Origin of the sequence: Streptomyces genisteinicus, from assembly GCF_014489615.1 — a bacterium.
In the GTDB taxonomy this organism is placed as follows: domain Bacteria; phylum Actinomycetota; class Actinomycetes; order Streptomycetales; family Streptomycetaceae; genus Streptomyces; species Streptomyces genisteinicus.
The window spans coordinates 6,452,129-6,478,955 of record NZ_CP060825.1; the positions used below are offsets into that span (position 1 = coordinate 6,452,129).

Genomic DNA, 26,827 nt, shown 5'->3' on the forward strand with positions numbered 1-26,827 from the left:
GCGGGGCAGGGCAGGGCCGCCCGGTTGCCCGTGACAGCATCCTCCACGGGATGCGGCCGACGGCGGCGGGACGGGAGCGACACGATGTGGACGGGTGTGCGCGAGCGGGTGCTCGCGCTGCGGGACGCGCCCCGACGGCGCGAGGTCTTCGGCGCGGGCGGCTCCGGCCACGGCTTCGAACTGCTCCCCGCCCTCACCACCGGGCAGCTCGCGGCGGTGGAGACGCATCTCGGCGTCACCCTGCCTCCGGAGTACCGCGCGTTCCTCCTGGAGGTCGGAGCCGGGGGAGCGGGCCCGGACTACGGACTCTTCCCGCTGAGTCCGCCCGCTCCCGGGGCCCCGCCCGCCGCAGGCCCGGCCGCACGGCCTTTCCGTCCCGGACTCACGGCCCTGCTCGACGAACACGCCCTCGCACAGCCCCGCCCGGCCGACCACCCCGACGACGACGCCTTCGCCACCGCCCACGCCGCCTGGCAGGCCCGTGAGGACGCCCTGTACGACGCCCTCACCGACGGCACCCTCCACATCGGCGACCGCGGCTGCGCCTACTACAACGTCCTCGTGCTCGCCGGACCCCACGGCGGCACGGTGTGGGAGGACGTCCGCGCCGTCGGCGAGGGAATCGTGCCCCAGCGCCTCGTCTCCGGCCCCGGGAACCTGACCTTCGCCGCCTGGTACCTGCACTGGCTGGCCGGGGCCGAACGCACCGCGTGGGCCGTGGACGGCCCGGCCGGGAGCGCCTGAGCCGCGGCGCCGGGCCGCGTCGGCTCGGTACCCGGCGGGCCGCCCGCGCCGCAGCGCGGCGCCTGAGCGGCCCCGCAGCCCTTCCGACGGCCGCCGGGCACCGAGCCGACGCGGCCTGCGACCCTGCCCGCCGCCCGGCCTCCACGGGCCCGACCTGCGCATCGCGGCCCCAGGACGGAACCTGATGACAGCGGGGGTGCCCCGAGGGAGAGGCGCAGACATGAACGGAAGACCACGGGGCCCGAGAGGGCGCGCGCTGTCCGCCGCCGTCGCCGCCGCGGCGCTGGCGGCCGTCTCGGCCGGGTGCGGCGGGAGCGGCGGCGACGCGCCCGGACCGTCCCGGTCCGCCGGCGCGGCCGCACAGGAGGCCGGTGCCCGCACCGCCACGCCGACCGCGTCGCGGGACGACGTGCCGGTGCTCGCCGAAGGGGAGAGCACGACCGTGCGCATCCCCGGCGACGACACGCTCGGCGAGCCGGCGACCGAGGCCGAGGTGACTCTCACCGGCCTGAAGCAGGCCGACCGCCTCCCGCAGGGCGAGTACCTCGATCCGGAGACCGCCGAGCCGGGAACGACCTTCGTCTGCCTGGAGTTCAAGGTCGAGAACACCGGTGGCGCCGAGTTCGACACCGCGCCGCTGACGCGGGCCCGCTGGACGGGCGAGGACGGCGAGACGACGACGGCCGACCAGCACATCGGCGGCGACTGCGAAGGCGTCGGACTGGAGAAGGAGTTCCTCCTGAACGAGGCCGAGCCCCGGCCCGGCGAGTTCGTGCGCGGCACCACGCTCCTCGTCGTGCCCGACGGCCGGCCGGGCACACTGGAGTTCGCCGACGACGCCGAGCGCCCGCTCTTCCGCGTCGAGACGAACCCCGCGCCCTGACCCCGGTCCGGCCCGCGGGGGCACCTCCGGGGAACCCGCGTCCCCGCCCACGGCCCGGCGCCTTCCCGGAATCAGCGGCCCCGCCGGGCCCCGGTGGCGGATGCTGCCCGCAGCCACGCCTCGACCGTCAGGTAGTCGGCGCCGGTGAGGCCGCGGCGTGCGTCGACGCGGTGGAGGAGGGCGGGGCCCGGATGGCACGCCGACACCCATGCCCGGTCCGCCGGGGAGATCTCGTCGTCGATCCAGACGAACGGGCGCCCCGCCGCACGGTCGACGATCGCCGGTGTCTTGCCGTGCACGGCGCTCCCCGACGCCGCGCCGGCCGTGTCCGGGACACGGGCGGAGCCGGAGCAGTCCGGGACCGGAGCGGAGCCGTCCGGCCACTGGAGCACCGGCAGCGGAGGCAGCCCCAGCAGCGGTGCGAGGCAGGCGTTGGCGTCGTCCATCCAGGTCGTCGCCCAGACGAGCTCGCACGCCAGCCCGGCCAGCCGGGGTCCGTGCCCGGGGTCGAGCCGGGACAGCAGGGGGTTTCCGGCGGCCTCGGCGCCGGGGTGCGCGAAGACCGCGTAGTCGCCCGGGTCCCCGCCGAACGGCAGGAGCGGGCCGTCGACATCGAGGAAGAGCAGGGCACGCTCTGCGGTGGGACCGGTCACGACGGCACCCTACGCCGGGCGCGGTCCGCGGCCCCCCGTTGCGGGGAACGCACCCGGCCCGGGTGTCGAGAACGCGATGCGGGCTCCGTCCCCGGGACAGTACGAGCAGTACGAGCAGCACGAGCAGCAGCGGCACGGACCGCGCGACGCAGGAGGAGCACCCCGTGGGGATTCAGCGGATGGACAACGTGGGCATCGTCGTCGACGACCTGGAGGGTGCCGTCGCCTTCTTCACCGAGCTCGGCATGGAACTGGAGGGCGAGGCACTGCTGGAGGGCACCACGCCGGACCGGATGCTCGGTCTCGACGGGGTCCGCAGCGCCATCGCGATGATGCGTACCCCTGACGGCCACGGCAAGCTGGAACTGACGGTGTTCCACGCCCCCGCTGCCGTACCCGCCGCCCCGCTCGAACCGCCCGCCAACACCCTGGGCCTGCACCGCGTCATGTTCGCCGTCGACGATCTCGACGACACGGTCGCCCGGCTGCGCGGTCACGGCGCCGAACTCCTGGGCGAGGTCACGCAGTACGAGAACGCCTACCGCCTCTGCAACCTCCGCGGTCCCGCGGGCATCATCGTCGCCCTGGCCGAACGGATCGGCTGAGGGCCGGCCACGCGCCCTGCCCGGGCCCCGTTCAGCGTGCTCCGGCGGAGCGTCCGGGGCGACGAGAGCGTCCGGTCGGTCGGTCGTCGCGGACGAGATCGCCGCGGGGCGGCGCCACCGGGCAGACAGCCCCGGAGCCCGCTCGCTCCACGGGTCGTCGGCGGCCGGGACGCCGCCCGAAACCCTTGGTCACGGGGCCCGGCGGCTGCGTATCCTGCGCCGGTGATCAGTTCTGGACTGCTGGACCGGGCCGGGCGGCACATCGCCCTGTGCCCCGTGGACGACGACAACTGGCGTGCCGTCGCCGACATCGCCCCGCTGGACGGGCAGCGCCGGTTCGCGCCCGCGCTGGCGGCCCGCTACCTGCTGCTGTCCTCGCGCGAGGGCGTGTGGAACTCCCTCGCCGTCACCGCCGACGGCGTGGTGGTCGGCCATGTGATGTGGGCGCGCGACGAGGAGGACGGCTCCCACTGGATCGGCGGCATGCTGGTCGACGGACCCGCGCAGGGCACGGGCGTCGGCCGTGCGGCCGTGCGGACCCTGATGAGCCGGCTGGCGACGCAGGACGACTGCCGCGTCCTGCGCCTGTCGTACGACCCGGACAACGAGCCCGCCGCGCGCCTCTACACCTCGCTCGGCTTCCGGCCCACGGCCGGCTCCGAGGGCGACGAGGTGGTCGTGGAACTGTCCGCCGCGGACGCTGCGGACGCCGCAGATACCGCGGCGTCCGGCGCCCGTGGAGGAGGGCGGATGCCGCGGACCCCCGTGCCCACGACGCCCCGCGACGGGTGAAGGCAGTACCCCGGCGAAGGCCCGCGGTGACAGAATCCTCACCATGAGTGCCTATGAGATTCCGCTCGAACTTGCCGAGCAGTTCGGGCGCGGGAACGGGGTCGTCTTCGTCGGGGCCGGGTTGTCCAAGGGGGCCGGACTTCCCGACTGGCAGGGGCTCATCGACGGTCTGGTGGAGGAGTTACCCGGGTGTCCTCCCGGAGCCGACCACCGTGACATCGCCGCCTACTACGAACTCGAGTACGGGCGGAACAGACTCGTCCAGAGGATCAGGGACCGACTGGACACCCTGCACCTCCAACCGACCCGGGTGCACCACGCGCTTGCCGCCCTCCCGGTGCAGCTTCTCGTCACCACGAACTTCGACGATCTGCTCGAACAGACCTACCGGCTGGAGCGAAAGCCCTGTACGACAGTCACGCGGGCTGTCGACGCGGGATTCTGGTCCAGCGACCGTACGCAGATCGTCAAGATCCACGGTGACCTCGCGATTCCCGAGTCGATCGTCATCACATCAGGTGATTACGAAGGCATCGCCACGGACCGGCCGACCCTGATCCGCCTGCTGGGAGCCACCCTGCAGACCCGCACGGTCCTCTTCCTCGGCTACAGCCTGGCCGACCCCGACCTGCGCATTCTGCTGCGTCAGCTCAAGCAGGAATCCGGTGACTACGCCAGGAACCTCTACTCCGTGCAGTTCGACGCGCCGCCGCTCGCGGTCAAGGATCTGGAACGCAGGGGCGTGCGCGTCGTCAATCTGTCCCTGGCCGGCAGGACGCCCGGTGAGACGCTGCTCACCTGGCTGACCGAGCTGCGCGAGCGAGCCCTGCGGTACGGCACCCCGGCCCCCGAACCCACCCCGGCCGGACCGTCCGGCGGCGCCTCGGACCACAGGCTGGCCGATGAGGTCTCCGGTCTCCTGAAGGCCATGGGATATGCCGTCACCGGATTGCGCCGGAGTCCGGGCGTCGTGGACTTCCAGGCGAGCAAACGCAGCGAGGGCAGTGAGATCCTGCGCTCGTTCCGCTGCGTGGAGGGGAGTGTGGGCTCCGGCCATGTGGACGGTGCACTGGCCCTGAGGTCGGCCGAACCGGACAGCGAGGTCTGGATCGTCGCCTATCGCAGCGGCGTCGTGACGGCACAGGCGAGGGCGCGTGCCGAAGCCGACCGGAAGACGCGGATCATGTCGATCGCGCAGTTCTACCGCACGATGCTCAACATCGACGCCTACGTGAACCGACTGCTCGAGGAGTACGAGGAGGAGAAGATCGACGGCCGGTGGGTGGATCTGGCCTGTGAGGTCCCGCAGTACGACCGGCTGCGGTCGGCTCCCATGAGCACCGACACGTTCGACGACGTCGAGGAGTTCCTGGACGTCTGGATAGACACTCCCGGACGCAACCACATGTCCATCCTGGGAGACTTCGGCACCGGAAAGACGTGGCTGTGCCGTCACTACGCCGCACTGCTCGCGCGCCGCTACCTCGAGGACTGCGAGCACAACCGGGTTCCCATTCTCATCTCGCTGCGCGACAGATCGCGGGGCGACTCGGTCAACATCCAGGAACTCATCACCGACACGCTGGTCAACGACTACGGCGTCCATCTTCCCGGCGGCTACAAGACGTTCCAGTTCCTGAACCGCCACGACAGTCTCGTGCTCATCCTCGACGGATTCGACGAGATGCAGGCGAGACTCGACGACCTCGCGACGGTCCGGAACTTCGACGAGCTCGCGAAGGTGGTCGAGCCCCACGCCAACTGCAAGGCGATCCTGACCTGCCGGTCCAGCTACTTCCGTACCGATCTGGAGGAACGGGAGGTCCTGGCCGGAGAAGGACTGCAGCGCATCAATCTGCGGGAGCGGCCGAACTTCGAGATCCTCCACCTCCTGCCGTTCGGCGAGGAGCAGATCCTCGCATCCCTCGGCAAACTCGTCGGCGACCAGGCGGAGCGCTACTACGAGGACATGCGGCAGGTCTACGATCTGGTCAACCTCGCGCAGCGGCCCATCCTGCTCGCCATGATCGCGGCGACGCTGCCACGCCTCGTCGGGCATGCGCGGGTCAACTCGTCCACGCTGTACGAGACCTACACGGACGAGTGGATGCGCAAGAACCTCGTCGAGCAGCGGTCCATCATGGACTCACGCGAGGTCAAGAGCCTCATGCAGCAGCTGGCGTGGAGCATGTTCCTCAGGGAGACGGCGTCGGTGCACTACTCGGAGCTGCCCAGGACGCTGCTGGACTTCCTGTCCTCGGGGCACTCCACCTTCGTCCACAACTACGAGCACGACGTGCGCACACAGTCGTTCCTGCAGCGGGACAACGCGGGGTTCTACAGCTTCGCCCACAAGTCGTTCATGGAATTCTTCATCGCGCAGCGGATATTCGCCTCGATCTGCGCCTCCGACAGCGGCGAACTGGCGGAGGCCCAGACCTCCCACGAGACCGATCAGTTCATCAAGGATCTGCTGCTGCGCGAGCCCGAGCACATCGGCACGATGGTCGAGTGGATGAACACGGGCGAGGAGGTGGTCCTGCGCGTCAACGCGGCCGGCATCCTCGCCAAGACCGGCGACACACGCATCACCTCCGATGTGATCGCGCTGCTCGACCGGGACAAGGCTGTCCGCCACCTGTATCTGACGGCCGTCGTCTTCCGGGTGCTGGAGGTGCGATGGGAGGCGGCGGCCCGGCTCGCGTCCGAGCCGAACGGCAGACGCCTGCCTCATCTGCTGACGCTGACGTCCGACCAGCTGACGACGGTCGCGACACGATTCTGCACCGAGGCGCTCAACCCTCGTGACGCCGTAGCCCGTTGGCTCTCGCTCCGGCTTCTGGAGCAGGTCATGGACGTGGCGCGGGACGAGATTCGTGCCATGCTCCGCAAGGCGGCCGAGCAGGAGGACATCGGTGAGAACAGGGCTCTCATCGACGCCATGGGATCGACCCTGGAACGGGAGGCATGATGCAGCCACGCATCGCGATCTGCGCGGATGACACCGCGGAGGCCGGGGAGGGTGCACCGCACCGCGCCAACGAGCCGTCCGGCGACGCGCTGAGGCAGGCCCTGGCCGCTGCGGTGACGGGAGCCGGAGGACGTCTGGTCGAGCCCGTGGACGCGCAGGGCATGGTCTGGCTCAGCGCCCGAGGAGTCTCCGCGCTGGCCGCCGTGCTCGATACGCATCCGGGCATCTCCTGGGTGCAGCTTCCCTGGGCAGGCGTCGAGAACCTGGCGTCGGCCGGAGTGCTGAACCGCCCTGTCACCTTCACCTGCGCCAAGGGCGCCTTCGCGGGGCAGGTGGCCGAACACGCGCTGGCGCTCACGCTCGCCACCCTGCGGAATCTGGTCCATCAGGCCCGCACGCCCACCTGGCACTCACTGGACCCGAGGTCGCTCCACGGTGCTCGCGTGACGATTCTCGGGGGTGGCGGAATCGCCACCGAACTGCTGGCACTGCTGGCGCCGTTCGGATGCCGGGTCACCGTGGTGCGTCGCCGGGCGGAGGAGCTGCCCGGCGCTTCGCGGACACTGCCCGTCGCCCGGCTCCACGACGCCCTGCCGCACACCGACGTGCTGGTGCTCGCGCTGGCACTCACCCCGGACACGCGCACCATCATCGGCGAACGCGAGCTCGACGCCCTGCCTTCGCACGCGGTGGTGGTCAACGTCGCCCGGGGAGCCCACCTCCACACGGAGGCCCTGCTCCAGGCACTGAAGAACGACACCATCGGCGGGGCCGCGCTCGACGTGACGGATCCGGAGCCGCTGCCCGACGGGCATCCGCTGTGGGCCGACCCCCGGGTGCTCATCACCTCCCACTGCGCGGACTCGGCCGACTACGTCGTGGACAGGCTCAGCCGGAGGGTCGCCTCCAACGTGCGACGGCTGAGCGAGGGCCGGGAGCTGGAAGGCGTCGTCGAGCCCGGTGAGGGCTACTGAGGGCTACGCGCTCGGGATGACGTACACCCGGACGAACCAGGTCCGGGCGGTCGCCGCGTGAACATGCCCGGCGACCGCCGAACCGTCGGCTGTGCCGAAGACGGCGTGCACATGGGGAACCCCGTCGCGCACCTCGCCGGACCCGAACATCTCCAACGGGTCGGTGTAGGTGCGCAGCACGTCACTCGACGCGTCGCCACGCGGCATGGTGCTCACGGTGCACTCGTCCACGGCACCGATCACCGAGGCGATCGCGCCGTCGCGCACACCTCGGCGCTCCAGCTCCTCGGTGAGGCGACCCATCATCTCCACGTCCTGCGGGATCTCGATCGTGAGCATGTGTGTGGCACTCCTACGGTGTCGTTGCCGGGTCGGCCGCTTCCCACATCCGCAGGAACTGGTCGGCCCAGTAGCGGTACCAGCGGTCGTTCGCGGTCCGCTTCAGCTCCATGTGCGGGCGAGAGTCTATGGACTCGTTGTGGAATCCGTGCATCTCCACGATGACCGTTCCCGAGGGGGTGCCGGCATCGATCGCCAGCATGCTGAACCCCGGATTGAAGCCCAGTCGGCGGAACTCGAAGGTCCCGTCGGTCGTCCAGGCGCTCATGAGCCGCAGCTGCGCGGTCACTCGCGCGAGTGACTCCGGAAGACGCTCGAGCGGGAAGTCCGTCGAATCGTCGAGCTGTCGGGAGGCCACGGCCATGCCGGCTGTCTCGTGCGGGTCCATGACGATCACCCTGACCACCCCGTCCGGCCTGCTCAGAACGGTGGTGCGGAGGAGCTGGCAGGTGGCCGGTGAGAGAAGCCCGACGCCTGACGGAGCGAAGATCCAGACGGTGCGGGCATCCCGCAGGCGCTCCGACAGAGGCATGGTGTCGAACGCACGCCGGTCCTGGAGCAGTTCCTCCGGAGAGGCGTCCGTGGCGGTGGGAAGCGTGATGCGGAAGACCAGCAGGCCGATGCCGGCCAGCATGGCGCTCCACTGGATCTGCTGCGGAACGACGTCCGCCACCGCCGACACGATCGCGATTCCGCAGGCCGTCAGCGCGACGACATAGGCGTCCAGATGGCGCCGCTCGCGCACATCCCGCCCTATCCGGTGCATCGACCTGCGCAAGAAGCCTCCCGTGGCGTGCGGCACTCGATCGGGTGTCAGGCGATGCCGTCCTGGTCGGCGAGCTGGTCGAAATTCCTGCGGATCGCCCCGGACAGGCTCCAAGTGTGCCAGAAGTGGACCTTGGTATGGGGCAGTTGGGCCAGCAGCGCCGGCCGGGCGTAGGCCGCGTTGCACCAGTCGAAGCGCCGCCCCGCCGGATCGGCGTGATGCGCGTCGTGGCAGCCGTTGTCGGTCGGCCCGATGACCAGCAGGCGTGCCACGCACAGGTGCCAGAGGATCAGCCGCAGCCACCAGCGCGTCCACGCGAGAGCCGCCGGCCTCCCGCCCGGCAGTCGTGCGGGACACGGGTCGGCGAAGAACCTCGCGCCGGTCCTCTCCGCGAAGCCCGCCCATCCCGCCGCGGGCGACCGCCGGTACCAGGCGTGCAGGCCGAGGGCGTAGAGCACCGCGCTGATGTGGTGCCCGACCGTGAGCGGGATCAGCCAGGCGGTGATCCACGCGATCAGCGGACCGGGCTGTCCGGACAGGTGCGCCCCGGTCACCGCGGCGAGGAGCAGCAGGCCGTGGGTGATCAGGAAGACCGCCGACCGAAGCGGCCGTGTGCGGGGGGACACGTTCGCACGCAGCCGTGCCGCCGAGGTCCGCAGGTGGGGACCGGGGTGGATGAGGGTGTGCCGCAGCAGCGCCGGATAGGCGGCACGGGGGAGTCCGGGAAGAAACCCCAGCGCCGCCAGAGCCTGCTGGTCCGGGTCCAGGGCCGATGTGAGAGCCGCATGGTGGACGCGGTGGTCGCGGCGGTAGTCGGCGTACGACTGCGTCATGCCGATGATCCCCGCGACGTCGCCGGCCAGCCTGCTCCGCCGGCCGAAGTCCTCATGGCTCGCGTGATGGAGAACGAAGGTGTGCATGGCCCGGAAGGCGCCGCTCGTCGACACGACCGACAGGACGGTCAGCGGCAGAAGGGCGACCCAGTACGCGGGGGAGGCGGCTTCCGACAGCGTGAGCACACACGCGGAACCCAGCCCGGACCATGTCACCAGGACGGCGAAGGTTCCCGCGAGACAGATCCGGGGGCTCTTCCGTATCAGCGGCCTCTGGCCGGGGTGCGGAGCGCCGGCCACGAAGGTGAGGAAGGCCTGGAGAAGACGCCGGCGGGGCAGCCGCTCATGGGCCGAGCACCGAGGGCACGGGGCTTCGCCAGGTGTGCAGAGCGCGCACCGGTCCCCTGTGACTCCGTTCATCATTCCCCCGAATCCCCCCCGGGGACGCGGAGTTCGCCCCCTGCCAGACTGCGGCCCGGAAATCATCGCGTCGAGACCCCTTCACGCCGAATCGCAGGCCTCGCCGACGGAGTACGCGCGGGCGCAAGTGGGCCGCGTGGCATGCCCGTTGGTTGCCCGGACGCCGTCCTGCTGCGAGGATCATGCGCGGCCTGCGCGGACGGCACCGCGCCGCCGTACCCAAGGAGCGTGAGCATGACCGGGACCGAGGACCACCGCGACGCCTTAGCGGCGTCGGGACGGATCGACACCAGCAGGCCGCACCCGGCGCGGGTGTACGACTGGTACCTCGGCGGCAAGGACAACTACCCGGTCGACGAAGCCCTCGCGCGGCAGATCATGAGCCTCGACGGCACTGCCCAGCACGTCGCGCGGACGAACCGCTGGTTCATGCAGCGCGTCACCCGCTGGCTCGCCCGGGAGGCCGGCGTGCGCCAGTACCTGGACATCGGCACCGGGATACCGACCGAGCCCAATCTGCACCAGATCGCGCAGTCGGTCGCACCCGAGGCCCGGGTCGTGTACACCGACAACGACCCGATCGTGCTCACCCACGCCGAGGCGCTCCTGCGCAGCACGCCGCAGGGGGCCACCGAGTACGTCCAGGCCGATGTGCGCGACCCGGCGCGCATCCTGGAACAGGCCCGCAAGACACTCGACTTCGACCGGCCGCTCGCCCTGTCGCTGGTCGCGCTCACCCACTTCCTGGGTGACGACGACCGCCCCTACGCGCTGGTGTCCGAGCTGGTCGACGCCCTGCCGGCGGGCAGCTTCCTGGTGCTGTCCCAGCTGACGGCGGACCTCGACCCGGCGGCGGTGATGCGAGGCGTCGAGATGTACTCCGCGTCGGGCGTCACGCTCGCCCCGAGGACGCACGCCGAGGTGTCGCGGTTCTTCGACGGGCTGGACGTCGTCGAGCCCGGAGTCGTCACGCTGACCGAGTGGCGCCCGGACCTGGCGGTCGACGAGGTCAGCGATCCCGACGCGGTGATCTCGCTGTACGGGGCGGTCGCCCGCAAGGCGTAACGCCGCCCCGGGCGCCGTGGACCGGCCCGGACCCGGCCGGGGCACGCCCCGGTCCCGGTCCGGCCGGAGACCCGCTCACCGGCCGGGGTCCGCGCCGGGCAGGTGATGCCCGCCCCGGACGGGGGAGGGCCGCAGCACCAGGGAGACGAAGCCCCAGGCGTCGCGGTACGTCCGCAGCCACCCGTCGCGGTGGCCGGCCGCGACCGAGAGCGCCTGGGCGGCGTCCGGGTCGTCGGCGTGGTCGAGGGCCCAGGTCGTCAGCGCGCCCGTCCAGGCCCACTCGTACGCGTCGAGTTCCTGCCGGGAGCTGATGTGCCCGTGGACCGGAGCCCATCCGTCCGCGGTGATCCGGTCGACGGTGTCCGCGAGGGAGGCGAGGTCGCCGAGCATCTCCACGGCCTCGGCGGAGGGTTCCCGCGCCCAGTACCCCTCGCCGACCAGGACCCGTCCGCCGGGGGCGAGATGCCGTCGCGCGGCGTCGAGGGCGGCGCGCAGACCGCCGAGGGCGTGGGCCGAACCGACGCAGACCACCAGGTCGAAGGCGTGCGGTGCGCTGAAGTCCGCGGCGTCCTCGCGATGGAGGACGAGCCGGCCGGAGACCCCCCGTTCCGCCGCGCTCGCACGGGCGTGCGACAGGGCGGCGTCCGACACGTCGACGCCCTCGGCCCGCAGCCCCGGGTGCGCGGCCAGTGCCCGCAGCAGCCACTCCCCGCCGCCGCAGCCGAGATCGAGCACGCGTGCGCCGTCCCGCGGTACGGCGTGCGCCAGCAGACGCCCCACCGCGTCGTCCCCGACGGGTGCGGCGATCGGGTGGTCGGCGTGGGCGAGCCGGGAGAGCTGATCGCGTTCCATCCGAGGCAGCCTGACAGTCGTCCGCGCCCGCCCGCACCCGGATTTCCCGCCGCCCCGGCAGACGGTGGGCGTGCGTATTGGTGGGCGATCCGTGGTGGGAGGCGGGCGGCGCGTGGTGCCCACCGTCGCGGTGCGGGCATGTGCGGTGGCGGATGGGCGCCCCGGGGGCGGGAGCGCGCGGGCCCGCCGGCCCGGGTATCGCCCCGCGTCACGGGAAAACATCTCGACACGCCTCCTGGTGACGGTGTGTCATGTCGGCGGCCGCGGCGCACGTTCCGCGGTGCCCGATGGACCAGGAGGCGATTCGGTGACCGGAACACCCGCGGCCGGCCCCGCGCACGGAACGGCAGGGGACGCCCCGCCCGTCATCGACACCGCGCTCGTCAGACGGCTCGTCGACACGCGCTTCCCGCAGTGGCGGGACCTGCCCCTGACACCCGTCCGGCCCGGCGGGTCCGATCATGTGATCCACCGGCTGGGGGACGAGCTGTCCGTCCGGCTGCCCCGCCGGGCCGACGTCCTCGGGCAGGCGCGCAAGGAGGCCGAGTGGCTCCCGCGTCTCGCTCCGCACCTGCCGCTCGCCGTGCCCGTGCCCGTCGAGGTCGGCGAGCCGGCGCACGGGTACCCGTGGCCGTGGGCCGTGACCCGGTGGCTGGACGGTGAGCAGGCGGGTGCGGAGGGCCTTGCCGGGTCCGCGGAGGCCGCGGTCCGGCTCGCCGGGTTCCTCGCCGCCCTCCAGCGCTTCGCCCCCGAGTCCGTCCCCGCCCTGGGCGGACGTGCCGACCTCACCGGCGGGACCGCGGCCGGCCGGGACGACGCGACCCGTGCCGCCATCGCCGCCACGTCCGGGGTGTTCGACGCGGGCGCCATGACCGAACTGTGGGACGCGACGCTGCGGGCACCCGGCTGGCAGCGTCCGGCCGTCTGGTTCCACGGCGACTTCCACACCGGCAACCTGCTGACCTCCGGCGGACGCCTGAGCGCCGTGATCGACTTCGGGGGCCTCGGGATCGGCGACCCGGCCTGCGACCTGATGATCGCCTTCACCCTTCTGTCGGCCCGGAGCCGGGCCGTGTTCCGGGACGCACTGGACGTGGACGACGCGACCTGGCTCCGCGGCCGGGGCTGGGCCCTGGCCACGGGCCTGAACGCGTACACGGCGTACGCCGCCGTCGACGCCCGGGTCGCCGCCCAGACCACCCGCCAGATCCGCGCCGCGCTCGCCGGATAGCCGGCGCCCGGACGGAGCGGAACCCCCGCGGCCCCCCGCGCCACGCGGCGACGGCCGCCGGGCGGCGCACCCGGCCCGTGAGCAGGGTTTCTATGCTGAGGCCATGGACGCACACACCGGCCGCAGCTCCGCCCCCGCATGAACGCCACGGGCGGGGCCGAACCCGGGACGCCGCAGGACGAGGTCACCCTGCGGCAGCTGCTCGCCTACGACGAGGACGGCATTCTGCGGCTGGTGCTCGCCCCGTCGGGGCAGGACGCCGCGCTGCTCGGGGTGATCATCGGGGACGAGGGCGAGGGCTCGCCGCACGACGGCCGGATCGTGCTCCTGACCGGCGTGTCCGCGCACCCCCCGGACCCCGCGCACCCCCCGGACCCCGTGCACACCCGCGCCCCCGCGCACACCCGCGACCCCGCGGGCACCGGCCGGGCGGGGCGGGCCACGGCGGCCGCGGTGCGGGAGGCGGCACGCCGCGGTGCCGCCGCGGTCGTGGTCCGGGGCACGGGCGAAGGCCCTCCGGCCGCCGAGGTCGTCGACGCGGCGCGCGAGACGGGGATCGCCCTGCTGGCGCGGGCCGGCTGGGCGGACTGGACGGACACCATCGAGATGCTGCGCGCCGCCTTCGCCTTCGCCGCCGTCGGCACCGGGGACCGCCTCGCGGGGGACATCGCGGGCGGCGGTCTCGCGGTCCTCGCCTCGGTCGTCGCGCGGTACTGCCAGGCGTCCATCACGGTCGAGGACACCCGGTTCCGGGTGCTCGCCCACTCGGAGACCAGCCCCGACGCCGACCCGCTCCGGCAGTCGACGATCCTCGGCGGCAAGGTGCCCGACTGGCGGGTGGCGGAGCTGCGCCGCAGCGGGCTGCTGAAGGCCCTGTGGACGTCACGCGACGTCATCCATCGCCCCGCGGACGGCACCGACCCCGAACGCCTGCTCGTCGCCATCCGCAGCGGCGGGGAGATCCTCGGCTCGATCTGGGCGGCCGCCGACGGCCGCAGTTTCTCCCCCGAGGCCCGCGAGGCCCTGCGGCGCGCCGCCGAGGTGGCCGTGCCCTACCTCCTCCAGCACCGGCTGCGGGTCGGCAGCAGCCGGCGGCGCGAGGAGCACGCGCTGCGCGAGCTGCTGACCGGCGAGGGCGACCGCCGCGCGCACATCTGGTCGCTCGGCCTCGCCCCGGAGCTGCCCTGCGCCGTGCTGGTCGCCGAACGCGACCCCACCACCGCCCCGGTGCCCGAACGCAGCCTCCAGGCACTCGCCCTGCAGGCGTCCGCCCACCGCTCCGCGGTGCGCGTGCTGCGCGAGAGCCGCCGGCTCACGGTGCTGCTCCCGCTGCCGGACGGCGACGAGCGGGAGGCCGTGGCCCTCGCCCGGGAACTCGACTCGCTGGCCGCCGCCATGCCCGACGCCCCCGCCGTCCGGATCGGCGCCGGACGGCTGGTCGACTCGCCGCTCGACGCGGCCGACTCCCGGGAGGACGCCCTGCTGGTCGTGCGCGCCCTGAGGGAACGCGAGGCCCGGGGTCCGGCGCGGCCCGGCCCCGGCGGCCCGGGGGAGCAGGACCGGCCCGTGCGGCACGCGGGCCTCGGGGACGTGGCCCGGACGGTGGCCGTCCTGCGCGTGCTCGACGCGGTCCGGCCGCTGTGGGAGAGCCACGGCGGTCCCGTGCACGACATGGTCCGGGCCGACCTCGCCGCGGGAGGCGAACTCGTCCGCTCGCTCACCGCCTACCTCGACGCGGCCGGCGACGTCCCGCGCGCCGCGCGGAGTCTCGTCCTGCACCCCAACACCCTGCGCTACCGGCTGCGAAGGGTCCGGGAGCGGTTCGGCGTCGACCTCGACGACCCGGACACCCGGCTGCTGGTCACCCTCGCGGTCCGCCTCGCCACGAGCGGCTCCGGGCCCACGGACGCGGGGGAGGGGGTTTGACCGCTTTCGGTACGCTCTTCGGCCGGACGGACAAGCCGGGGCCGTTCCTTTGTCCTGCGCCACGAAGACGGCGACGCCGTCCGCGGAGCACCCTCATGCCAACCGATCCGCGACGAAAGCCGGCACGTGACTTCGCACAGCTCGCACCGTTCAGACAGCTCGCACAGCTCCCCCGGCGGGAGCCGGAACGCCCCGGTCCCGGCCGACCCGCCCCGGGACGGCGCGTCCACCGCCGCCGACCGCGCGGGCCGGGTCCTGCGCCACGCCCTCGACGAGGGACTGCTCACCGCCCGGGAGCCCGTCGCGGGGTTCCTCGACACCGACGGGATCCGGGAGTCGGTGCGGTCCCTGCACGCCGCGTTCGCCCCGGTCCCCGAGGTCCTGCACACCTTCGCCGTCAAGGCGTCCTCGCTGGTGCCGGTGCTGCGCCTGCTCACCGGCCTCGGCATGGGGTGCGAGGTGGCGAGCCCCGGTGAGCTGCGGCTCGCGCTGGACGCCGGCTGCGACCCCTCGCGCATCGTCCTCGACTCACCCGCGAAGACCCGGGAGGAGATCGCCGAGGCGCTCGCCCTCGGCGTCGCCCTGAACGCCGACAACCTGGACGAACTCGACCGCATCGACGCCCTGCGGCCCGACGGCTGCGCGTCCGTCGTCGGGCTGCGCGTCAACCCGCAGGTCGGCGGCGGGTCGATCGGTGCCATGAGCACGGCGACGGCGACGTCCAAGTTCGGCGTGGCGCTGCGCGACGAGGGCGGCCGCGAGGCGGTGCACCGCGCCTTCGCCCGGCGGCCGTGGCTGACCCGGCTGCACGCACACGTGGGCTCGCAGGGCTGCCCGCTGGACCTGATCGCGGAAGGCGTCGCCGAGACGTACCGGCTCGCCGAGGAGATCAACGAGCGGCTCGGACGGCGGCAGGTCACCAGCCTCGACATCGGCGGCGGTCTGCCCGTCAACTTCGACGACGACACCGTGCGCCCGACGTACGAGGACTACACGGCCGCCCTGCGGGCCGCCGCGCCGGGCCTGTTCGTCGGGAGCTACGCGCTGGTCACCGAGTTCGGCCGCTCGCTGCTCGCCAAGAACGGGTTCATCGCCGCCCGCGTCGAGTACGCGAAGCAGGCCGGCGGCCGGCGCATCGCCGTGACCCACGCCGGGGCGCAGACCGCGACGCGCACGGTGCTGATGCCCGGCTCCTGGCCGCTGCGCGTCGGCGCGTTCGACGCACAGGGCCGTCCCAGGACCGGACCCGAGGTCCCGCAGGACATCGCGGGCCCGTGCTGCTTCGCCGGGGACGTGGTGGCCGAGGCACGGCCGCTGCCCGTACTCGGCGAGGGCGACCACGTGGTGCTGTACGACACCGGCGCCTACTACTTCTCCACCCCGTGGGCGTACAACAGCCTGCCTCGCCCCGCGGTGCACGGCTATGTGCTCGACGGCGGGACGGTGCGCTGCGCACCCGTCCGGGACGCGCAGACGCTCGACGAGATCGCGGCGGAGAGCGGGGCGCGGCACGCCGACGACCTGCACACCCTGCGCTGAGCCCCGCCGCGCCCCGCGCACGCCCCCGCCTCCGCGCCCCACATCCCGCGCGTGCCCGCACGCCCTGAACCACCCCGCCACCCTGGCCTCCCGCACGTCCCGACCCCCCCAAGTACGTCCCGACCCCCCAGCACGCCCTGAACCCCCCGCACGTCAGGTGTCCCCGTCCGCCCGCCCGTCCCGAGGAACCGCCATGCCTCAGTCCGCCGTCACCACGGCCGCCTCCGCCGGCAGCAGTCCGCCGTCGCCCCCGCGCCGCCGCCTCGTCCTCACCGGGATCACCTCGGCAGCGGCGCTGCTGCTCAGCCTGGCCGTCGGTCTCGCCACCGACGGACCCACCGCCTGGGGCCTGCTGCCGATCGCCCTCTACGCCGTGCTCGCCCTCACCGGGACCTCCCTCGTCACGGTCACCGGGCTCGCGCTGGCGAGCGCCGTCCTGGTGGTGCTGCCCGGGCCCGGTCCGGCCGCCGACGTGCTCGGCGGCTCGGTCACGGACCCGGTCACCGTCATCGGCCTGATCATCGTCCTCGGGGCGGCGACCGGTGAGGTGCTGAGGGTCACGGGCGTCGCCGACGCCCTCGTCCGCGGCATCCTGCGGCTCACCGACGGCCGCGGCCGCACGGTGCTCATGTACGGCATGATGCTCGCCTGCCTCGTACTGGTCGCGAGCCTCGGCACCCTGGCCGGAGCGCTCGCCATCGCCGGGCCGCTGCTCGTCCCGGTGGCCGCCCGGACCGGCTTCACCCGGTCCGCGACCGCGGCGACCATGTTCCTCGGGGGCTGCGCCGGGCTCGCCCTCGCCCCCTTCGCCGGCTCCAACATCGCCATCATGGACACGGCCGACGCCGGCTACCTCCTCTACGTCGCCGTCGGCGCGGGCCCGCTCGCCGTGCTGTCGCTGCTGCTCGCCGCGGTCGTGGTGCCGTGGGTCCAGCGGCGCAGCGCGGCACAGGACGACTTCTACCGTCCCGACGAGGCCGCCGAGCAGCCGCAGGACGACGCGCCCGGGCAGCGGGCCCGCGCCCGCCGCGCCACCTGGGCGTTCGCGCTCACCCTCGCCGTCACCGTCGGCTACGCGACCGTGACCAGGGCCGGCACCACCTTCCCGCTGCTCGCCCTGCCGCTGCTCTCCGTCGTCACCGTGGCGGCCGCCGGTCTGCCGCCGCGGCGCGCCGTGCACGCCTTCCTGACCGGGGCGCGCCGCATGCTCCCGATGCTGCTGCTCTTCTGGATGCTGGCCGCGCTCTTCGGCTTCATCGATCTGGCCAAGCCGTACGACGTCGTCCTCGACACCTTCGGCCCGGACCTGCGGCACATGTCCGCCCTGCCGTTCGCGCTCGCCGTGGCGGCACTCGGCTGGGTCGGCGTGCCCGGCGCCACGGCAGCCCAGGTGATCCTGATCGGCGAGGTGTTCGGGCCGCTGGGCACCGAGCTCGGCATCGGGCCCGCCGCCTGGGTCGTCGTCCTGCTGTGGGCGTCCAAGGCGGACACCTACGGGCCCCTGCCCAACGCCAACATGGTGGGCACGATGGGCCTGGCCCGCGCCGACCGGCTGCCCTATCTGCTGGGCACCGGCTGGGCCCTGCTGATCCCCGCGTGCGCCCTGTACACCGTGCTGCTCGCGTTCATCCTCTGACCCCGCCGCACCACCCTGCCCCGGGGCCCCGGACCGCCCTGCCCCGGGGCCCCGCCCCACCCCGCCGGGCCGCCCCGCCGCGGTCTCCCGCCGGCCGCCGGCCCGGCAACCCCGCCCGCACCACCCGGAAGAGAGCCCGACATGTCCGACCAGACCGCCGCGTACGACCTCCTCGTCACCGGCGGCACCGTGATCGACGGGACCGGTGCCGCGCCCCGCCTCGCCGACGTCGCCGTGCGCGGCGACCGCGTCGTCCGCGTGGGAGACCCCGAACCGGACGCCCGCGCCGCCACCGTCCTGGACGCGACCGGCCTCACCGTGACGCCGGGCTTCGTCGACCTCCACTCCCACGCGGACTTCTCCGTCCTCCAGACGCCCGGGGCCGAGGCCTGCCTGCGGCAGGGCGTGACCACGCTCGTCACCGGCAACTGCGGACTCTCGCCCTTCCCGGTCCCCACGGGCGGGCCGGGCTCCGCCGAGCCGGCGCCGGGCACGCTCGGCGGCGGCGGCTTCGCGGACCTCGACGCCTTCGCCGCGGCGGTGGACGCCGCCCGGCCCGCCGTCAACATCGCCCCCCTCGTCGGACACGGCGCCCTGCGGGCCGCGGTGACGGGGACCGCCCGGGTCACGGCGGGACCGGCCGAGACCGAGGCCATGCGCGCCCTGCTGGCCGCCGCCGCGCGACAGGGCGCCTTCGGCATGTCGACCGGACTGATCTACGCGCCCGGCTCCTTCGCGGACACGGACGAGATCGTCGCCCTGGCCGGCGAGGCGGCCCGTCACGGGATGCTCTACGCCACCCACATGCGCGACGAGGGCGACCGCGTCACCGAGGCCGTCGAGGAGGCCCTGGAGGTGGCCCGGGCCTCCGGCGTACGGCTCCAGATCTCCCACCTGAAGGCGATGGGCCCGGCCAACCACGGCAAGGTGCGCACCGCGCTGGCCATGATCGACGCGGCGGCCGCCGACGGGGTGGACGTGGCCTGCGACGTCTACCCGTACACGGCGTCCTCGACCAGGCTGTCGTCCCGACTGCCCGACTGGGCACTGGACGGCGGCGCTCCGGCGCTCGTCGAACGGCTTGCCGACCCCGGCACCCGCGCCCGTGTCCTGGCGGATCTGCGTCCGGCGGTGGGCCGCACCTTCCTCCCCGAGGGCGTCGTCCTCGCCCAGACCGGACCCGGCCGCTACGGGGACCGGATCGGCGACAGCATCGCCGACATCGCCCGCGACGAGGGGACCGAGCCGGCCGCCGCCGTGCTCGACGTGCTCGCCGCCCACGGGGGCGAGGTCATGATCGTCAACCATGCGATGGCCGAGGACGACGTCGACACCGTGCTGCGCCACCCCGGCAGCGCGGTGGCGAGCGACGGCTGGGTCCTGGGCGCCCCGGGCGAGGGCCATCCCCATCCGCGGAACTTCGGCACCTTCGCCCGGGTCGTGGGGCGGTACGTCCGCGAGCAGCGTGTCCTCGAACTCGCCGAAGCGGTACGGAAGATGACCTCGCTGCCCGCGTCCCGCCTGGAGCTGACCGGGCGCGGCACCGTGGCGCCGGGCCAGATCGCCGACCTGGTCGTCCTCGATCCGGACGCCGTCGCCGACCTCGCGACCTTCGCGGACCCGTGGCAGTACGCCGTCGGCGTGCGCGACGTGTTCGTGTCCGGCACCTGCGTCCTGAGCGACGGGCGGGCGACCGGCGCCCGGCCGGGACGCACCCTGCGGCGGCGCAGCGCCGGGTGACCCGCGGGCCCGCTCCTGACGCGGAGTCCGGGGCGGCCGCCGGCCGTTCGCCCCGCCCCCGCGGGGCACCCCGCCCCCGCCGGGCACGGCCGGGCGGCGGACGGCCCCGGGCGGCGGACCGCCGGGCGCCGCCGTCAGCGGACGACGTCGAAGACCTGCTTCTGCAGACCGTTCGCGTACGCCTCGTGCTCCACCAGCCTCAGCATCTGCTTGTCCTTGTCGGTGGTGCTGAACAGCCGCTTGCCCGCGCCCAGCAGCACCGGGAAGACGAGCAGGTGATAGCGGTCGATCAGACCGGCGTCGGAGAGGCCGCGGTTCAGCGTGGCGCTGCCGTGGACGATGATCGGCCCGCCGTCGGTCTCCTTCAGCGCGGCGACCTCGTCCAGCGAGCGCAGGATGGTCGTCGCACCCCAGTTGTCCACCAGGTCCGCCTCGCCCAGGGTCGTGGAGACCACGTACTTCGGCATCTCCTTGTAGTCGGCGAAGTCCGCCATGTCCGGCCAGACGGGGCTGAACGCCTCGTAGCTGGTGCGGCCGAACATCAGGGCGGTGGCCTCCTGCTGCTCACGCCCCTTGATCTCGTAGGCGGCCTCGACGAACTCGATGTCCTTGAACGTCCAGCCCGTGTTGCGGTAGCCCGGCTCACCGCCCGGCGCCTCCACCACTCCGTCGAGCGAGACAAAGGCAGAACTGATCAGAGTGCGCACGGAACGTCTCCTGGTGACGTCGTCCTGACGGTACGGCTCCTGCCGTGCCGCTCCGAAGGCTAAGGGCTCGCACGGACACAGCCCTTGATTGCCCGTCAGTCCCTGGGGCCTCCCCGGCCGTCGGTCCCGCGACATCCGGTTCCTCCGCACATCCCGTCGCGGTCCGCGCCCTCCGGCCCGCCGCCCCGGCACGCGGCGCACCACCCGCTGCCCCGGGGTGCGTTAGACTGTCCCGGTCCGCCTTCGGCGCCGCCCTCCCGGGTGCACCGGAGGCTTTTTTCATGCCTTTTGACCACACCGCCCCTTCCCCGTCGCCCTCCGGACCCGACCCCGCCCCGGCCCCGGTCCCCGCCCCCGTCCCCGCCTGCGGCCGGGGCGGCGCGGAGCCCCGGCGCCCCGTCACCCGTCACGGATACCGCGCCCTGCTCCGCAACCGGGAGTTCGCCGGCCTCCACACCGGGCTCGCCCTCTCCGTCGCCGCGAGCACCCTCTCCGGCCTCGCCCTCGGCACCCTGGTCGGCGAACGGACCGGCTCACCGTTCCTGACCGCCGTCAGCATGTACGGGGCCACCTTCGCCACCGTGCTCGGCGCGCTCACCCTGATGTCGGTCGCGGACGGCGGCCGCCCCCGCCGCACCCTCGTCGCGCTCCAGTGCGTCTCACTGGCGGGCGTCGCCGCCCAGGCGGTCCCGGGGCTGCCGCTGGCGGCCCGCTTCGGACTCCTCCTGCTGCTGGGCTTCTTCCAGTCGCTGGTGACGGGCACCCGCATGGGGCTGCTCGCGGAGGCCGTGCCCCCGGAGGGCTACGCCCTGGCGCGCTCGCTGATGAACATCACCGCGGGTGCCACGGCGGTCCTCGGCTACGCGGCCGGCGGCGTGCTGCTGCGGTGCCTGACGCCGCAGCAGGTCTTCCTCGCCGCGGCCGCGCTCACCGCGGCCGGGGCGGCCGTCGTCGCGGCGACCGTCCGCGAGCGCTCGGCCCGCCCGGCCCGCCGCCCCGGGCTGCGCCGGACGCGGGAGACGAACCGGGAACTCCTCGCCCACCCCGGCCGCCGCGCCCTCCTGCTGAACCTCTGGGTCCCCAACGGCCTGGTCGTCGGCTGCGAGGCGCTGTTCCTCCCCTACGCCCCCGGGCACGCGGGCGCCCTCCTCGCCGCGGCCTCGGCGGGCATGCTGATCGGGGACCTGGCCGTCGGGCGCCTGCTCACCGTGGCCGGACGCCGTCGTGCCGCCTTTCCCCTCCGGCTCCTGCTCGCCGCCCCCTGCCTGCTGTTCGCGTTCCATCCGCCGCTGCCGGTGGCGCTCGCCGCCGTCCTCGTCTCCGGTGCCGGGTTCGCCGCCACCCTTCCCCTTCAGGAGATGCTCCTGGCGTCGACACCGGACGCGGTGCGGGGGCAGGTCCAGGGCGTGGAGTCGGCGGGACGCATGACCTGCCAGGGGCTCGGTGCGGCCGTCGCGGGCGGGGTCGCGGGACTGCTCGCACCCGCCACCGCCATCACCGTCGTGGCGGCGGCGTCGATCGTGGTGACCGTGGCGTCCCGCCCCTTCGTCGTCCGCGCGGCCCGTGCCGCGGACGCCGCCCCGCATCACCCCGCGCGGCCGCGCCCCGGCCCCGCCGCGCCCTGAGCCGTCGCGGGGCCGCTGCGGCGACCCCGTCCCCACCGCCGCCGGCCGCCAACCTCCCCACCTGGGGCCGGTGTTGGCGGCGGCGTCGGCGGCGGTGTGCGCGGCCGGCCGCGCACACCGCGCCGCACCGTTCCGGCTGTGCCGCGGCGAGGGTGCCCGCGATGTGAGAAAGCGCTTACTGCGAGGCTCCGGATGGGGTGGGATGGAGTCATGACGCAACACGTCCCCAACCACCTGGACCACTGCTACCGCGGCGAGAACCCGGTGCGCACCCTCGGCCGTCTGCTCCGGCCGGACCGCGGCAGACTCCTGCTCGCCTCGGCCGTCTTCGTCGTCAAGCACAGCCCCATCTGGCTGCTTCCGCTGATCACCGCGACCGTGCTCGACGTCGTCGTCCAGCACGGCTCACTGACCGAGCTGTGGCAGGCCGTCGGCGTCCTGCTCTTCATCCTCGTGATCAACTACCCGCTGCACCAGTGGTACGTGAGACTGCTGGGCGGCAGCATCCGCCGCATGGGCACGGCCCTGCGCTCGGCCCTGTGCCGCAGGCTCCAGCAGCTGTCCGTCGGCTACCACGCCCGCGTCCACTCCAGCGTCCTGCAGACCAAGGTCGTCCGGGACGTCGAGGCGGTGGAGCACATGGTGCAGCAGAGCTCCGACCTGGGCCTCGGCGCACTGGTCACCCTCACCGGCGGACTCGTCGTCATCGGCTTCCGCACCCCCGAGTTCCTGCCGGTGTTCCTGATCGTCGTGCCCGCGGCCGGCATCCTGGTGATGCGGCTGCGCGGCAGGCTGCGCAGCCACAACGAGGACTTCCGCAAGGAAGTGGAGCAGTTCTCCTCCCAGGTCGGGGAGATGACGACGCTCATCCCCATCACCCGCGCCCACGGCCTCGAACGGGCCGCTCTCGGCCGCGTCGACGGCAGCCTGCGCCAGGTGTTCGCCGCCGGTCTGCGGCTCGACGTGATGAACGGCCGCTTCAACTCCGCCGCCTGGGTCACCCTCAACATCCTCGGCGTCCTCTGTCTGACCGGTGCGGCGCTCGTCGCCTACTACGGCTGGTTGCCCGTCAGCCCCGGCGACGTCGTCATGCTCAGCTCCTTCTTCACCGTGCTGACGGGCTCCGTCACCACGCTGCTCGGTCTCGCGCCGGTCATCAGCAAGGGCCTCGAATCGGTGCGCTCCGCGGGCGAGGTGCTCCAGGCGCCCGACCTGGAGAGCAACGAGGGCAAGGCCGAAGTGGAGCGGGTGACCGGCCGGATCGAGTTCCGGGGCGTCGGCTTCGCCTACGACGACGCCGCGCCCGCGGTCCGGGAGTTCGACCTCTCCGCGAGCCCCGGCGAGACGATCGCCCTGGTCGGCGCCTCCGGAGCGGGCAAGTCGACCGTCCTCAACCTGCTGATCGGCTTCATCCGGCCGACCGAGGGCCGGATCCTGCTCGACGGGGTCGACATGTCGACCCTCGATCTGCGGAGCTACCGCCGCTTCCTCTCGGTGGTCCCCCAGGAGTCGATCCTCTTCGAGGGCAGCATCCGCGACAACGTGACGTACGGGCTCAGCGACACCGACGACGAGACGCTCCGGGGTGCGCTGCGCGACGCCAACGCCCTGGAGTTCGTCGAGCGGCTGCCCGACGGCCTGGACACCGTCGTCGGCCAGCGGGGCGCCCGGCTGTCCGGAGGCCAGAAGCAGCGCCTGGCCATCGCCCGCGCCCTCATCCGCGACCCGCGCATCCTCGTCCTCGACGAGGCGACCTCGGCGCTCGACAACCGCTCGGAGGCACTCGTCCAGGAGGCCCTCGCCCGGCTCGTCCGGGGGCGCACGGTCTTCGTCGTGGCGCACCGGCTCTCCACCATCCAGGGCGCCGACCGCATCGTCGTGATGGCCGACGGAAGGGTCCGGGAGTCCGGCACCCACGGCGAACTCCTCGCGAAGGGAGGGGTGTACGCGGATCTCCAGCCGGCGGCCCACGGCTGACCGGCCACCGCCGCGCCGGCGGAACCGGCTTGCCGCCGTTGGCGCGGCGGCCGCCCGCCCCGGGCGCCCGGACCGCCGCGCTCCCCGGGAGGCGCGACGGCCCCGGGGAGCGCGGCGGTGACCGCGCCGGATCAGCCGGTGACGCGCACCCGTCCGGTGGCCGTCGCGGGAGCGCCCGCGCCGTCCGCCGGGGCGGCGGTCAGCTTCCAGGCGTAGTCGCCGCGCGGGACCGGGGCGCCCGCGGCGGAGGTGCCGTCCCAGGAGACCCGGACGGTGCCCGGGGTGGCCTCACCCGTCCAGGAGCGGACCTCGGCGCCGGTGCGGCGGTCGGTGAGCGTCACCGTCCAGGAGGCGGCGGGCCGGGACAGCCACCAGACGCCGTCCCATCCCGCCGCACCGAGGACGGCGGGGGTGACGGAGTCGGCCACCACCAGGGGGGAGACGGCCTGCTGAGGGGCGGTGACGTGGACGGTGTCGTCCGCGTCGACCCAGGCGAGCTTGCCCGCGCCCGGGTCGACCGTCCAGGTCCGGCCGCGGTCCTCCTCGCCGGAGGCCGCGGGCTTCAGGTGCCCGACGACGCCCAGGTCCGCCGTGCCCCCGTCCGCGCCCAGACCGGTCAGGCGCAGCGTGTCGCCGTTGCGGGCGGCCAGGAACCGGTCGCCCAGCAGGGTGCCGGCGGCCGGAGCGGGCCAGGACCTGCCGGTGGCCCGGTCGCGGACGCCCGCCGTGTCCCGCCCGGCGCAGCTCCAGTACAGCAGTGTGCCGCTGCTCTGGAGTTCGTCCGGTACGCAGGAGGCGCCGGTCCGCAGCAGGCGGGTGATCCCGCCGTCCCGCAGATCGACGGCGCCGACCGTGCCCGGCAGCCACCTCGACGGCACGAGCAGGGTGCCGTGGTCCAGTGCGGCGGCCTGATCCGGCAGGTCGTGCACGATCCGGTCGCGTGCGGTGTCCACGACGAGCAGCCGCCCGCCCGCGCGGTACAGCAGGAACTCGGGGGAGACGGCGGTGATCCGGCCGTCCGCGTGGGGGAGGGCGAAGGTGTCCGCGGGCTGCCGCGGGTCGTCTCCCGTCAGCAGGACGTCGTGCCCCGTCTCCGGGTCGGCGACCAGCCGGGCGAGGCCCTCGTCGCCGCCGTCCGCGAACCGTCCCGCCGCGAGCCCGCCGAAGTCCGGCAGCGCGGCGCCGCGCCGCGGCTGCGGGCCCACGCCGATGTCCAGGCCGTGCAGGGTGCCCGTGCCGGACAGGTCGGTGGTGTGCCGGAGCCGCCCGCCGGCCAGCGAGAGCGCCCGGACGGCGCCCCGCCCCACCTCGGTGCGGGGCGCCTGGCGGACGGGGAGGTCGAAGACGAGGCCGAGGCCGTCCACGCTGAACAGGTGGATCCCGCGGCGGCCGTCCGCGTCCTTGCCGAGCGCGGCGAACTGCCCGCGCCCCTCGATGAGCTGGTAGCCGGACTCGACGCCGGTGAGCAGGTCCCGGGCGGTCTCCGCACCGGCGTACGGGGTGAGGCGCAGGGCGCCGCTCTCGCCCTCGTGCCAGAGCACGTTGTCGCCGACGAGGTAGGCCTGGACGGGGCTGTCGGGGGAGCGGACGTCGAGCGGGACGACGCGCGGCGCGGCGGTGCTGTCGACGCCCCTGATGTGCACGGCGGTGGTGCCGCCGTCGCGGGTCACCCAGCTCACCTCCTCCTGCGTGACGCGCAGGCTCGTCGCCTCGCCGGTCACCGGCAGCGGGGTGACCCTGTTGTCGGGCGTGCTGACGACGCCGTAGCCGGGCGTGCCGTCGGCGTCGGTCCAGCCGATGAGGAGCCGGCCGTAGGCGGAGCCGTACGTGACCGGTTCGGCGCCGATGGTGGCTCCCTCCGGGAGCTGGATCGGGTTCTCGCGGCCGTTGCGGTACTCCACCAGCCGGTGGGTGCCGTCGCCCCGGTCGACGGTGGCGAGCACCCAGCCGCCGGCGACGGTCGGGTGCCGATAGCCCGCCGGGACGGTGAGCGTGGAACCGTAGCGGGGGTCCTCCACGCCGATCCGCACGATGTCGGTGCCGCCGTCCTCGCGGGGCCTGGTGTAGGTGACGCGGTTGACGGTGTCGTGCTGCCGGACGATCGACTCCTCGGGCACGCCGTCGAGTTCGGGGACCGACGTGGTCCTGCTGTTGTAGGTGTTCGTCCAGAGGTAGCCGCCGCCCTCGCGGTGCAGCATGCCGTCGCTGCCGCTCGTGAGCAGCGTCTGCGGACCGTCGGCGTACACGACGGGCGCCGGTACGCGTACTTCGGTGTCGTCTGCGTTCCCGGCCGGTCCGGCGGCGTGGGCCGAGGCGGGCAGCGCGGTGGCGAGCCCGGCGGTGAGCGCCACGGCGATCGCGGCGGTGGACGTGATGCGGGTGGCGCGGTTCGTACGGCGGTACATGAGCAGGTGACGGAACACCTGACCCCCCATTAATGTAGTCGCTGACTTCACGGCATATTGCTGTGAACCGAGTCAACAAGCTAACTGGTGAACGGAGTTGTGTACAGCGGATTCCGGGAGGGCGGCGTGTCGGGGTAATGGAGT

20 protein-coding genes and 1 pseudogene are annotated in these 26,827 nt (G+C 73.8%); 14 read left to right on the top strand and 7 right to left on the bottom strand.

All coding sequences use genetic code 11. The annotated features are described in order from the left end of the window. Positions 1–84 precede the first annotated feature (84 nt). Together IAG43_RS27765 and IAG43_RS27770 are read left to right on the top strand one after the other, a co-directional pair. A complete protein-coding gene (locus IAG43_RS27765) occupies positions 85–744 on the top strand; it encodes an SMI1/KNR4 family protein (RefSeq protein WP_187743413.1) in 660 nt (219 codons plus the stop codon). Positions 745–964: 220 nt separating this feature from the next. After that, entirely contained in the window at positions 965–1,627 is a 663-nt protein-coding gene (locus IAG43_RS27770; RefSeq protein ID WP_246574589.1) for a DUF4352 domain-containing protein, read from the top strand. Between the two features lie 71 nt (positions 1,628–1,698). Here the strand turns inward: IAG43_RS27770 and IAG43_RS27775 are convergent, their stop codons facing one another. After that, on the bottom strand, positions 1,699–2,280 hold the full coding sequence (locus tag IAG43_RS27775; RefSeq protein ID WP_187743414.1) for a hypothetical protein: 582 nt from the start codon (positions 2,278–2,280) through the stop codon (positions 1,699–1,701). A 179-nt stretch (positions 2,281–2,459) separates the two neighbouring features. Between IAG43_RS27775 and IAG43_RS27780 the strand changes: the two genes are divergently transcribed. From IAG43_RS27780 to IAG43_RS27795, 4 genes and pseudogenes are all read left to right on the top strand, one after another. Further along, entirely contained in the window at positions 2,460–2,885 is a 426-nt protein-coding gene (locus IAG43_RS27780) for a VOC family protein (protein ID WP_187744672.1), read from the top strand. 222 nt (positions 2,886–3,107) lie between these two features. Continuing rightward, positions 3,108–3,578, top strand: a pseudogene (locus tag IAG43_RS27785) (GNAT family N-acetyltransferase); the annotation flags it as partial. Between the two features lie 142 nt (positions 3,579–3,720). After that, positions 3,721–6,648, top strand: a complete 2,928-nt coding sequence (locus tag IAG43_RS27790) for an SIR2 family protein (RefSeq protein WP_187743416.1) — start codon at positions 3,721–3,723, stop codon at positions 6,646–6,648. Beyond that, the gene (locus IAG43_RS27795) at positions 6,645–7,622 is read left to right on the top strand and encodes a D-isomer specific 2-hydroxyacid dehydrogenase family protein (RefSeq protein WP_223005983.1); all 978 of its coding nucleotides are present in this window, start codon (positions 6,645–6,647) and stop codon (positions 7,620–7,622) included. Before IAG43_RS27790 ends, IAG43_RS27795 begins: the two co-directional genes overlap by 4 nt. A 3-nt stretch (positions 7,623–7,625) precedes the next feature. Here the strand turns inward: IAG43_RS27795 and IAG43_RS27800 are convergent, their stop codons facing one another. Genes IAG43_RS27800 through IAG43_RS27810 form a run of 3 tightly spaced genes read right to left on the bottom strand, consistent with a single transcriptional unit; the run spans position 7,626 to position 9,746 of the window. Then, positions 7,626–7,961 (bottom strand): PCC domain-containing protein, encoded by a 336-nt coding sequence (locus IAG43_RS27800; protein WP_187743417.1) that lies wholly within the window; start codon positions 7,959–7,961, stop codon positions 7,626–7,628. A gap of 13 nt (positions 7,962–7,974) precedes the next feature. Then, positions 7,975–8,739: a hypothetical protein gene (locus IAG43_RS27805; RefSeq protein ID WP_187743418.1), complete on the bottom strand. Its 765-nt coding sequence runs from the start codon at positions 8,737–8,739 to the stop codon at positions 7,975–7,977. A 35-nt stretch (positions 8,740–8,774) separates the two neighbouring features. Next, entirely contained in the window at positions 8,775–9,746 is a 972-nt protein-coding gene (locus IAG43_RS27810) for a fatty acid desaturase family protein (protein ID WP_187743419.1), read from the bottom strand. A gap of 468 nt (positions 9,747–10,214) precedes the next feature. Here IAG43_RS27810 and IAG43_RS27815 point away from each other — a divergent pair, with 468 nt between their 5' ends. Next, entirely contained in the window at positions 10,215–11,045 is an 831-nt protein-coding gene (locus tag IAG43_RS27815) for an SAM-dependent methyltransferase (protein WP_187743420.1), read from the top strand. Between the two features lie 75 nt (positions 11,046–11,120). Here the strand turns inward: IAG43_RS27815 and IAG43_RS27820 are convergent, their stop codons facing one another. Further along, positions 11,121–11,897 carry an SAM-dependent methyltransferase gene (locus IAG43_RS27820; protein ID WP_187743421.1) on the bottom strand — a complete coding sequence of 259 codons (777 nt, stop codon included), beginning with the start codon at positions 11,895–11,897 and terminating at the stop codon, positions 11,121–11,123. 307 nt (positions 11,898–12,204) lie between these two features. Between IAG43_RS27820 and IAG43_RS27825 the strand changes: the two genes are divergently transcribed. From IAG43_RS27825 to IAG43_RS27845, 5 genes are all read left to right on the top strand, one after another. Next, on the top strand, positions 12,205–13,128 hold the full coding sequence (locus IAG43_RS27825; RefSeq protein ID WP_187743422.1) for an aminoglycoside phosphotransferase family protein: 924 nt from the start codon (positions 12,205–12,207) through the stop codon (positions 13,126–13,128). A 138-nt stretch (positions 13,129–13,266) separates the two neighbouring features. Further along, positions 13,267–15,054 carry a PucR family transcriptional regulator gene (locus tag IAG43_RS27830; RefSeq protein WP_187743423.1) on the top strand — a complete coding sequence of 596 codons (1,788 nt, stop codon included), beginning with the start codon at positions 13,267–13,269 and terminating at the stop codon, positions 15,052–15,054. 126 nt (positions 15,055–15,180) lie between these two features. Continuing rightward, a complete protein-coding gene (locus IAG43_RS27835; RefSeq protein ID WP_246574590.1) occupies positions 15,181–16,593 on the top strand; it encodes a type III PLP-dependent enzyme domain-containing protein in 1,413 nt (470 codons plus the stop codon). A gap of 193 nt (positions 16,594–16,786) precedes the next feature. Then, positions 16,787–18,229: a Na+/H+ antiporter NhaC family protein gene (locus tag IAG43_RS27840; RefSeq protein WP_187743424.1), complete on the top strand. Its 1,443-nt coding sequence runs from the start codon at positions 16,787–16,789 to the stop codon at positions 18,227–18,229. Positions 18,230–18,370: 141 nt separating this feature from the next. Next, positions 18,371–19,969, top strand: coding sequence for an N-acyl-D-amino-acid deacylase family protein (locus IAG43_RS27845; RefSeq protein WP_187743425.1), 1,599 nt, complete (start codon positions 18,371–18,373; stop codon positions 19,967–19,969). A 134-nt stretch (positions 19,970–20,103) separates the two neighbouring features. Here IAG43_RS27845 and IAG43_RS27850 read toward each other — a convergent pair whose 3' ends face one another. Beyond that, entirely contained in the window at positions 20,104–20,676 is a 573-nt protein-coding gene (locus tag IAG43_RS27850) for a dihydrofolate reductase family protein (protein WP_187743426.1), read from the bottom strand. A 281-nt stretch (positions 20,677–20,957) separates the two neighbouring features. Between IAG43_RS27850 and IAG43_RS27855 the strand changes: the two genes are divergently transcribed. Both IAG43_RS27855 and IAG43_RS27860 read left to right on the top strand, forming a co-directional pair. Continuing rightward, positions 20,958–22,301, top strand: coding sequence for an MFS transporter (locus IAG43_RS27855; RefSeq protein WP_246574591.1), 1,344 nt, complete (start codon positions 20,958–20,960; stop codon positions 22,299–22,301). 210 nt (positions 22,302–22,511) lie between these two features. Next, a complete protein-coding gene (locus IAG43_RS27860) occupies positions 22,512–24,278 on the top strand; it encodes an ABC transporter ATP-binding protein (RefSeq protein ID WP_187743427.1) in 1,767 nt (588 codons plus the stop codon). A gap of 131 nt (positions 24,279–24,409) precedes the next feature. Here IAG43_RS27860 and IAG43_RS27865 read toward each other — a convergent pair whose 3' ends face one another. Beyond that, on the bottom strand, positions 24,410–26,701 hold the full coding sequence (locus IAG43_RS27865) for a FlgD immunoglobulin-like domain containing protein (RefSeq protein WP_246574592.1): 2,292 nt from the start codon (positions 26,699–26,701) through the stop codon (positions 24,410–24,412). Positions 26,702–26,827: the final 126 nt, after the last annotated feature.